This window comes from Oligella ureolytica DSM 18253, assembly GCF_000373745.1.
In the GTDB taxonomy this organism is placed as follows: domain Bacteria; phylum Pseudomonadota; class Gammaproteobacteria; order Burkholderiales; family Burkholderiaceae_B; genus Oligella; species Oligella ureolytica.
Map to the genome: position 1 here is coordinate 1 of NZ_KB892331.1, position 10,094 is coordinate 10,094.

8 protein-coding genes and 1 CRISPR repeat array are annotated in these 10,094 nt (G+C 41.0%); of the genes, 7 read left to right on the top strand and 1 reads right to left on the bottom strand.

Translation table 11 applies throughout. The annotated features are described in order from the left end of the window. The coding region (locus tag B092_RS0110815; protein WP_018573577.1) for a transposase at positions 1 to 215 on the bottom strand (215 nt) is incomplete at its 3' end. 150 nt (positions 216 to 365) lie between these two features. Here B092_RS0110815 and B092_RS0110820 point away from each other — a divergent pair. The 7 genes from B092_RS0110820 to cas1c all read left to right on the top strand — a co-directional run bounded on the left by B092_RS0110820 (position 366) and on the right by cas1c (position 8,733). After that, on the top strand, positions 366 to 1,292 hold the full coding sequence (locus tag B092_RS0110820; RefSeq protein WP_018575258.1) for a helix-turn-helix transcriptional regulator: 927 nt from the start codon (positions 366 to 368) through the stop codon (positions 1,290 to 1,292). 129 nt (positions 1,293 to 1,421) lie between these two features. Continuing rightward, positions 1,422 to 3,653, top strand: coding sequence for a CRISPR-associated helicase/endonuclease Cas3 (locus B092_RS0110825; protein ID WP_018575259.1), 2,232 nt, complete (start codon positions 1,422 to 1,424; stop codon positions 3,651 to 3,653). Between the two features lie 17 nt (positions 3,654 to 3,670). Continuing rightward, entirely contained in the window at positions 3,671 to 4,342 is a 672-nt protein-coding gene (gene cas5c / locus B092_RS0110830; protein WP_018575260.1) for a type I-C CRISPR-associated protein Cas5c, read from the top strand. Continuing rightward, positions 4,339 to 6,237 carry a type I-C CRISPR-associated protein Cas8c/Csd1 gene (cas8c, locus tag B092_RS0110835; protein ID WP_018575261.1) on the top strand — a complete coding sequence of 633 codons (1,899 nt, stop codon included), beginning with the start codon at positions 4,339 to 4,341 and terminating at the stop codon, positions 6,235 to 6,237. The genes cas5c and cas8c overlap by 4 nt, the downstream gene beginning before the upstream one ends. Then, positions 6,237 to 7,103, top strand: a complete 867-nt coding sequence (cas7c, locus tag B092_RS0110840) for a type I-C CRISPR-associated protein Cas7/Csd2 (RefSeq protein ID WP_018575262.1) — start codon at positions 6,237 to 6,239, stop codon at positions 7,101 to 7,103. Before cas8c ends, cas7c begins: the two co-directional genes overlap by 1 nt. Further along, positions 7,104 to 7,733 (top strand): CRISPR-associated protein Cas4, encoded by a 630-nt coding sequence (gene cas4, locus B092_RS0110845; protein WP_018575263.1) that lies wholly within the window; start codon positions 7,104 to 7,106, stop codon positions 7,731 to 7,733. Continuing rightward, a complete protein-coding gene (gene cas1c / locus B092_RS0110850; protein ID WP_018575264.1) occupies positions 7,717 to 8,733 on the top strand; it encodes a type I-C CRISPR-associated endonuclease Cas1c in 1,017 nt (338 codons plus the stop codon). The genes cas4 and cas1c overlap by 17 nt, the downstream gene beginning before the upstream one ends. 141 nt (positions 8,734 to 8,874) lie before the next feature. After that, positions 8,875 to 10,032: direct repeats of the CRISPR family, unit length 32 nt; unit sequence GTCGCGCCTCACGCAGGCGCGTGGATTGAAAC. The last annotated feature ends 62 nt before the right edge of the window (positions 10,033 to 10,094 follow it).

Here is a 10,094-nt window from a genome sequence, read left to right on the forward strand (position 1 = left end):
AGGCTATGCCATTGACCCAATAGGACTGCCTTAAACATGGCGAGCACGGGATAACTCGGACGACCTTGTTGAGTCGTCAATCGACGCTGCTTTTGTGAATTGAGGTAGCATTCAATCGGTCGCCAATCAATCACTTGATCTAACTTAAGTAACGGAAAACGATCAAGGTGTTTGGCAATACGGGCTTTGGCGGTTTGTTGAAAGAAACTACTCATAGGACTAAAGTAAGAATGCAAGAAAACAAGCTATATTTTAGGAAGTTTGAGGGGTTATTGCAAAGGTCTCTTAAAGTAAATTAAAATTCTACTACTAGCCGATGCTAAAAATGGGGATTATTCTTCTCGAAATTCGAAGGTTTTAAAAAGTTGTTATTCTGGTCTTCGGGTGAAGATATTGATGATGAATCAATATATCTGGTGTTTTCAGTATTAAAGGTGATGCAGGAGCACAATGAAGTGTATAAGAATTCATATAACGGAAAGTACGACTTGTTCAGTTGGCTCATTGAATTGTTGGCGTATTGGGAAGGACGAGTACAGCCTTCCCAATTGGCCGGAATTAACCGTATCAGCAGACAGCAAGCGAGCAAAAAGTTAGCTGATTTTATGTCGGTTAACCCAGAGGCGTTAGAGTACCACAGTCGTGAAAAAAACTACCGACCCACCAATAAGTTTTATCCAAAGCAGATCAGCTGTGAAGTAGGTGAATATCTAAACTGGATTACCGGCCAGAGTGCATATTATGAGGCAATTCCCGCCAATGTTTGTTTAACACCGCCTACGCGACATGTCTCTCCAGAGCTTATGCGGCCACTGATAGAAGCGTTACGCAACGGTCGACGAATTGAAGTTACTTACGTATCGATCAATAACCCGAATCGTGAAGGACGCATCATAGTGCCGTATCATTTAATTAATACAGGTCAACGCTGGCACCTACGCGCATGGTGCGAAAAAAGTCGAGAGTTTCGTGACTTCGTGCTTGGTCGTTTTCAAGGTGCGGGCGAGTTGTTAGATAAAAGTTCAGTTGCACTTGAGGATGATATCGCTTGGCATACAAACGTTACTATTACTATTGCGCCAGACCCACGTCTTACTAACGAACAGCGACAAGTTATAGAGTTTGAGTACGGGATGCACAATGGACAACTTAACATTCAAACTCGTGCCTGTTTAGTCAGTTATAAGCTACAGCTCCTCAATATAAATCCCCGAATCTATGAAGCTGATGCTAAAGCTCAACAACTGATCATCGTCAACAAAGAAGACATTGAACCATGGTTGTTTAGTTAAATAATGCATAGTTGGCCGCGATGCTGTCAGGTTTAGTTACAGTGTATTTATACAGTATTGATGTTTTTGTTAAACGTAAGTAATGTGATTAGTAGTAATTGTTTGTAAGTAACTATAAAGATGCAAAACATGAAATTTTATGCCCATTCAGTTGAAGGTCAACCAAAAACAAGTTGGCAAGCTCTGCAAGAGCATTTGGTTAGTGTTGGTGATATTGCTGCAAATTTTGCTAGTGCTTTTAATGCTCAAGAACATGCACGGACAGCGGGACTTCTGCACGATCTAGGTAAGTACACTCAAGAGTTCCAAGGTAGGCTGGAGGGTGGTGTGCGTGTAGACCATTCAACTTGGGGAGCTAAAAAAGCGATAGAGATTTACCCACAAATGGGTCAATTGTTGGCCTATACCATTGCAGGCCATCACGCTGGTTTGGCAAACGGAAAATATTCAGGAAAACAAAAAAAATCAAGTCTAGATGTGCGTTTAACCAATGAGCTACCCGTGTTATGTGATGCTTGGCAAGAGGAGATCAGTTTAGTAAGCCAGCTAGGGCTACCCAGTGGCTTTACACCTAAAAATAAACGTGGGCGTTTTCAGTTGAGTTTGCTTACTCGAATGGTTTTTTCTTGCTTAGTTGATGCTGATTTTATTGATACAGATAATTTTTACAGAAAAGTAGAAAATAGACCTTTAAGAGATGCCTACACCTACTCTAGTCTTGTTGAGCTGAACACTAAACTAGATGTGTTGCTCAATAGTTTTAAACCAGACACTCAAGTTAAGCAGTTGCGCAGCGAAATATTACAGCATGTACAGAAACAAGCGGACCAGCCTTCTGGCTTGTTTTCTCTAACCGTACCTACAGGCGGTGGGAAGTCCCTAACCTCATTATCTTTCGCATTGCGTCATGCAATTAAACATGGTATGCAACGCATAATTTATGTTATTCCATTTACAAGTATTGTCGAGCAAAACGCAGCTGTTTTTCGCGGAGCTTTTGGCGAGTTAGGTGAGAATGCTGTTTTAGAACATCATAGTGCCTTTGAAGATGATGGAAGTAAAGCCTTGGAGTCTAAAGAAAAACGCCGTCTAGCAATGGAAAACTGGGACGCTCCTATCATAGTAACCACCTCAGTTCAATTTTTTGAAAGCTTATTCGCCAACAGGCCCTCTCGTTGCAGAAAACTTCACAATATTGCCAATAGTGTGGTTATTTTAGATGAAGTGCAAACTTTGCCACTTAAGTTGCTGAGGCCCTGTGTAACCTTATTAGATGAGTTGGCTTTAAATTATAAAACTAGTCTAGTCTTATGTACAGCTACACAGCCTGCACTAAATAAAGAGCAAGGTTTTTTGCATGGATTTGAAAATGTAAAAGAATTAGCGCCTAACCCCATCGAGCTTTATGAAAAATTAAGACGTGTGAGTGTTCGTCATGTTGGAGCCTTGTCCGATGAAGAGTTAGTAAAAGAGTTTGAAGAAAACGAACAGTTATTGTGCATTGTAAATAATCGTCGCCATGCTAGAGCTTTATATCAAGCTATAGAGCATTTGCCAGGTATCTATCACCTCACTACACTTATGTATGCTAAGCACCGTAGTGAGGTACTAGCAGAAATTCGTCAACGTTTGAAAGCGGGTAAATCCTGCAGAGTTGTTTCGACTTCTTTAATTGAAGCAGGGGTAGATGTTGATTTTCCTTTTGTGCTAAGGGCTGAAGCAGGTTTGGATTCTATAGCACAAGCTGCTGGTCGTTGTAATCGTGAAGGTTTAAGAGGCATAAACCAAAGTGAAACCCGTGTTTTTGCAACTTTAAACGAAGACTGGACTGCGCCGCCAGAGTTAGAACAATTTGCTCAAGTGTTTCGTAGCGTTGCGCGTAAACATGGTGAGGATTTATTAAGTTTAGAAGCGGTAGAAGATTATTTTAAGCAGCTTTATTGGCAAAGAGGTGATCAAGAACTAGATGCTAAGAACCTTTTAGGAATATTAGCAAGTTCATGTCCTGCAAGTCTACCTTTTGAAACGTTAGCACAAGAGTTTCGTTTTATAGAGTCGAAGATGATGCCGGTTATAGTGCCTTTTATACCTGGTACTAATCAAATACGCTCGGAAGTAGAAACTGTACTCAAAGACTTAGAGTTCGCACCTTCAGCTGCTAAAAAGCTACAAGCTTACTTAGTGCAAATACCCGAACGGGCATTTAAAGAACTGAAAAAAAGCGGTGCATTATATGCTGTGGGTGAAGAGCGATTTGGAGAGCAGTTTATGAGACTTGAAAGCCCGGATTTATATAGTGCAGATTATGGTTTGCACTGGGAAACCCCCGAGTTTATACATGCACAGAGTTTAGTGTTTTAAAGAATATAGAGACTAATATGAATTATGGAATAAAACTTTTAGTTTGGGGAGACAGAGCCTGCTTTACACGTCCTGAAATGAAAGCAGAGCGTGTTTCTTACGATGTGATAACCCCTTCAGCTGCGCGTGGCATTTTAGAAGCCATTCACTGGAAGCCAGCAATACGTTGGGTTATTGACAGTATCCAAGTATTAAATCCTATTCGTTTTGAATCAATTCGGCGTAATGAATTGGGTTCAAAATTACCGGTTAATAGTATTACTAAAGGGATAAAAGACAAAAGTACAGCAGGAATTACAAAGTTTATTGAAGATGATCGTCAACAACGTGCGACTACACTATTACGTGATGTTGCTTATGTAATTACCGCTCACTTTGAGCTGACAGATAAAGTTAACACTGATGAGAATGCTGGAAAACATTTGGATATCTTTAAACGTCGTGCTAAACGTGGGCAATACTTTCATATGCCTTGCATGGGCAATCGTGAGTTCCCAGCCTATTTTGAGCTAGTACAAAACGATCAAGAGTTTGAGTCGGCATTAGAGCTGAAAGGGGAGAAGGACTTAGGCTGGATGCTGCACGATATAGACTTCGCTAACGGTAATACGCCTTTATTTTATCGTGCTGTTATGCGTGATGGTTTGATAGAAGTACCTGAGCTTTCAGCACAAGAGGTGAAATCATGATACTTGCAGCTTTGAGTGATTACTACGATGTTTTATCTAACAAAGTCAATTCCCAAGTTGCTAAACCAGGGTTTAGTAGTGAACGCTTAGATTTTTGCTTAGTTCTAGACCTAGATGGCAATCTTCTTGATATAGAAGATTTACGAGATTTGAGTAATAAAAAACCCAAGGCAAAAACATATATGGTGCCGGCTGCATTCGGCAGGCCTGGCAGGGTCTTAAAACCATTTAGTTTTTGGGATAAGACTAGTTATTCACTAGGTATTAGTAAGGTTTTTGATGAAGAGTATAAAAAATCAGATTTTTGTAGCAATTTTCAAGCTAACGAATCTTTAGATAAAAAAACAAAAGAACAGCTTGATAGGCTTCAGGAACAATATGACTCTTTTAAGGAGCACCATTTAACACTACTAGGAAGCAGTGAAGATATCGGTTCTAGAGCATTAGTTAAGTTTGTAAATAATTGGAATCCACTAAAACTGTACGAAACCTCCAGTTTTTCTGTAATAGCTGATGAGTTTATTGATTCTAATATCACTTTCAGAATTGAGGGGGATGGGGAGTTTGAGTATATTTATGAACGCAATTCAATAAAGAAAATTTATCTAGAGTATATTAGAAATTCAGCAACAGGTGAAGCGTCGAGAAGCTTTTGTTTAATCTCGGGTGAGTTGGAACCGATTGCGAGGCTCCATGACTCAATAAGAGGTGTAGACAATGCTCAAAGCTCTGGTGCAGCTATCGTTTCATTTAACCAGAATGCTTTTGAATCTTATGGAAAGAAACAAGGTGATAACTCGCCAGTTGGTGAAGAGTTTGTTTTTGCTTACACTACAGCACTTAATTATCTTTTGCGCCGCGATATTAATAATCGGCAAAGATTAAAACTAGGCGATGCCACGGTGGTTTTTTGGGCTCAAGCAAAATCACCAACCTCTATAAAGGCAGGTGAAGACCTGTTTGCAGCTTTTATGGATCCTGAAGCAAAAGATGAGCAAGAAGCTGAAAAGCTTAGAAGAGCTTTAGATACTGTTCGTCAAGGTCGACCATTAGCTGATTTAAATAAAGAACTAACGGATGATATACAGATATTTGTTCTAGGTCTTGCACCAAATGCTGCTCGTCTTTCTATTCGCTTTTGGCAGACAGACTCTTTGCAAGTATTTGCTAAACGCCTTGCCCAGCATTATGAGGATTTAAGGATAGAGCCGTTGCCGTGGCTAACTCCACCAGCTATTTGGCGTTTATTGCAAACCACAGCACCTATACGTCAGGGTAAACCAAAGAATGAAGATATCCCTTCACACTTAGCAGGTGAAATAACTCGAGCTGTGCTAACAGGTAATGCTTACCCTTACAGCTTGTTAAGCAATCTGCTAATGCGCTTTCGTGCTGATGGCGAGGTAATAGGCCTACGTGTCGCATTAATAAAAGCGGTAATAACCCGATTTAATCGTTTAACTAAAACAGCCAAGTTTACAGGAGAGATGCCCGTGAGTTTAGATTTCACTAATAAACAGCCTGGCTATTTGCTAGGTCGCCTATTTGCTGCACTTGAAAAAATACAACAAGACGCTTTGGGTAACAATGTAAATGCCACAATCCGTGACCGTTATTATGGTGCTGCATCGGCAACACCCGCACACGTTTTTCCAATGTTATTGCGGAACACTCAAAACCATTTAGGAAAAATACGTAAAGATAATCCGGGTCTTGCTGTAAATCGTGAAAAAACTATTGGTGAGGTGCTTGATAACCTTGGTGCTAATTTCCCTAGAAGCTTACGTATAGAAGCACAAGGACAGTTTGCTTTAGGTTACTACCAACAACGACAAGCTTTTTTTACAAAGCAAGAAAATAATGAATTAGAAAACTTATTTGAGGATAAAGAATAATGACAGCTATCAAAAATCGTTACGAATTTGTTTACTTTTTTGATGTAACTAATGGAAACCCTAATGGTGATCCTGACGCAGGGAATATGCCAAGGCTTGATCCTGAAACTAATCAAGGACTAGTAACAGATGTTTGTCTAAAGCGCAAAATACGCAATTATGTTGCGCTAGAAAAAGAAAATGAGCCTGGTTTTGAAATTTATATACAAGAAAAATCGGTGCTGAACAATCAACATAAAAAAGCTTACGACGCACTGAATATTAAACACGAAGCAAAAAAGCTGCCTAAAGATATAGAAAAAGCGCGAGAATTAACAGCCTGGATGTGTGGCAATTTTTTTGATGTACGCGCTTTTGGCGCTGTAATGACTACTGAAGTCAACGCAGGTCAGGTACGCGGTCCTTTACAGCTAGCTTTTGCTAATTCTATTGATCCTATTGTGCCAATGGAAATATCCATTACCAGAATGGCGGTTACTAATGAAAAAGACCTAGAGAAAGAGAGAACTATGGGACGCAAGCATATAGTGCCTTATGGATTGTACAGAGTACATGGTTTTATATCTGCAAAACTTGCGGAACAAACCAATTTTACTGAAGATGACCTACAACTACTTTGGCGTGCTTTAACCAATATGTTTGAGCATGACCGCTCTGCTGCTCGTGGGGAGATGGCAGCACGTAAGCTAATTGTATTCAAACACGATAATGCTATGGGTAATGCACCAGCGCATAAATTATTTGATTTGGTTAAAACTTCTCGATTAGATGGCGAGGAAGGTAGCCCTGCACGTAGCTTTGCAGATTATGAAATCACGATTGACAGTGCTATACCTGCAGGTGTGATAGTGCAAGAGGTATTCTAAATGGATACTTATTTTCTTCCGATTTCTGCCTTACAGCATTTTGCCTATTGTCCTAGGCAATTTGCGTTAATTCATGTGGAGCAAGCTTGGGAAGAAAATTATTTTACTGCCGATGGCCGTCGTCTGCACGAACGTATAGATGGTGGCCAACCAGAACAGCGCAAAGGAGTTCGCTATGAACGTTCAGTCTTGTTACATTCTGAGAAGTATTTAATCACAGGAAAAATGGATTTGTTGGAAGTCCATTTAGGTGAGCAACTTAAGTACTACCCTGTCGAGTACAAACGAGGGAAGCCCAAAGTTGAAGACTGGGATCGTCTCCAATTGTGTGCTCAAGCCCTGTGTGTTGAGGAGATGCAGGAAACAAATGTAACTGAAGGTGCGATCTGGTACTGGGAAACCCGCCAGCGTGAAACAGTATCTATAGATATTGAACTACGTCAGCATACTATAAGTATTATTCAATCAGCTTATAAAATAAGGCAGGAAGGGTCAACACCACCACCTACTGAGGATAAAAAGCGTTGTCGAGCTTGTTCGCTTAAAAATCTTTGTCAACCCGATACTTACCGAAATGATAAGTCTATCAATTATATTAAGGAGCTTTTTGAAGATGAAAAAATTTCTTAATACGCTTTATATTACGCGGCAAGGTAGTTATTTACATAAAGAGCGTGAAACACTTATTATTAAACTAGGTGATGAAAAACTTGCTCAATTTCCCTCTTTATCTATTGAAAATGTTTTTTGTTTTGGCCAAGTATCAATGTCTCCTTTTTTAATGGGTTATTGTGCAGATGAAGGTATAGGGGTGGTGTTTTTTACCGAATACGGACGTTTCTTAGCGAGGGTAAAAGGAAGAAAAAACGGTAATGTTTTATTAAGAAGAGCTCAATATCGTTGGGCTGATTGTCCTGAGAAAAGCGTTGCAGTGGCACGTTTATTCGTTGCTGCTAAAATCGCTAATAGTCGTAATGTATTACAACGAGAGTTAAGAAATCATGGTGAAAACTTACAGTTAGAAAGCGCAGTCAAACGGTTAAAGAATAGCTTGCGTCGTGTACAACGTGCTACAAATGTTCTTGAGGTGATGGGTATAGAGGGTGAGGCTGCAAGTAGCTATTTTTCTATTTTCAATCAGCTATTGCGTGGGGAGGATTTTTTATTTAGTGGTCGTATACGCAGACCACCAACTGATCCAGTAAATGCTTTGTTGTCATTTGTCTATTCACTAATAACTCAAGAGTGTATTTCGGCACTATATGGTGTTGGTTTAGATCCATTTGTTGGACTTTTGCATCAAGATAGACCTGGGCGGCCCAGTTTAGCGCTAGACTTATTAGAGGAATTCAGAGCATTTTGGGCCGACCGCTTAGTCTTAACTGTAATTAACCGTAAGCAAATTCAAGCGAAGGACTTTGTTACTGAGGCGAGTGGTGCTATGTTTTTAAAAGAAGATTCCCGAAAAAAACTACTAACTATTTACCAAGAAAGAAAACAGACTGAAATTATTCACCCGTTCTTACAAGAAAAAGTACCTCTAGGTTTGTTGCCGCATTGCCAAGCAACGTTATTAGCTAGGCATATCCGTGGTGATACTGAGTTTTATCCACCATTTTTGGTGAAATGAGGTTAGCGGTAACGCAACTTACTGATATTTAAATAAAAAATATTCGTTTTATATTTAATAATTAAATCCTTTTAATTAATTCCATTAGGTAGCGGAATTAATTTGGTTTCTCTTTGTTTTTTAACAAGTTATAATAATGCGGTCGCGCCTCACGCAGGCGCGTGGATTGAAACGGTTTGTGGTTTTTTACCCTTGTAACTACGCATAGTCGCGCCTCACGCAGGCGCGTGGATTGAAACGGTAATACCTGGTGGCAATTCCACCCCATTAAATAGTCGCGCCTCACGCAGGCGCGTGGATTGAAACACAGTGGGCTTAGCAGTGTAGTGCAGCTAGGTATGTCGCGCCTCACGCAGGCGCGTGGATTGAAACATAGCATAGTAAGCAGTACAATATATTTCTTTTTGTCGCGCCTCACGCAGGCGCGTGGATTGAAACCGAAAAGCTTACTGACTTTACCCACTCGATGAGCGTCGCGCCTCACGCAGGCGCGTGGATTGAAACTTTTACTTGGTCGATTATGGTTTTATTGCTCATTGTCGCGCCTCACGCAGGCGCGTGGATTGAAACCTGATAAAAATCGTTTATTGTCAGCTCCTCTAGCAAGTCGCGCCTCACGCAGGCGCGTGGATTGAAACCCATTATCAAACACAACCGAAAAGAATCCATGGTCGTCGCGCCTCACGCAGGCGCGTGGATTGAAACCCATCTTATCAAAAGCGGTTTTAAAGTCTGAGAAGTCGCGCCTCACGCAGGCGCGTGGATTGAAACATTTTCTTACTCCAGTTTTAGTTAATCATACTCTGTCGCGCCTCACGCAGGCGCGTGGATTGAAACGCTTATTCTTTGGTGAGCTATAGAAACGTATGTCGTCGCGCCTCACGCAGGCGCGTGGATTGAAACATACATTATATAGCGTTATAAATAACGAGCAATGTCGCGCCTCACGCAGGCGCGTGGATTGAAACTACTATCGTCATGGAAGTAGTGAGATATATTAACGTCGCGCCTCACGCAGGCGCGTGGATTGAAACTGTCCATGTGAGTCTATTAAAAGGCTCATCTAAGGTCGCGCCTCACGCAGGCGCGTGGATTGAAACGAATAAAGTAATAAATTGCGCCTTAGTTAGCTTTGGTCGCGCCTCACGCAGGCGCGTGGATTGAAACAATGTCGTAAAACATTATCTTACTCATAATAAACGTCGCGCCTCACGCAGGCGCGTGGATTGAAACCTAGTAATACACCTTCACCGGTGCTACAATCATAGTCGCGCCTCACGCAGGCGCGTGGATTGAAACATTCCACTCGCTTGAGCAGATGCCTTTGCCTAGCTGTCGCGCCTCACGCAGGCGCGTGGATT

Coding starts and splice junctions, on each gene's coding strand:
- cas1c (WP_018575264.1), top strand. CDS start 7,717: ATGAAAAAATTTCTTAATACGCTTTATATTACGCGGCAAGGTAGTTAT.
- cas7c (WP_018575262.1), top strand. CDS start 6,237: ATGACAGCTATCAAAAATCGTTACGAATTTGTTTACTTTTTTGATGTA.
- cas4 (WP_018575263.1), top strand. CDS start 7,104: ATGGATACTTATTTTCTTCCGATTTCTGCCTTACAGCATTTTGCCTAT.
- cas5c (WP_018575260.1), top strand. CDS start 3,671: ATGAATTATGGAATAAAACTTTTAGTTTGGGGAGACAGAGCCTGCTTT.
- cas8c (WP_018575261.1), top strand. CDS start 4,339: ATGATACTTGCAGCTTTGAGTGATTACTACGATGTTTTATCTAACAAA.
- B092_RS0110825 (WP_018575259.1), top strand. CDS start 1,422: ATGAAATTTTATGCCCATTCAGTTGAAGGTCAACCAAAAACAAGTTGG.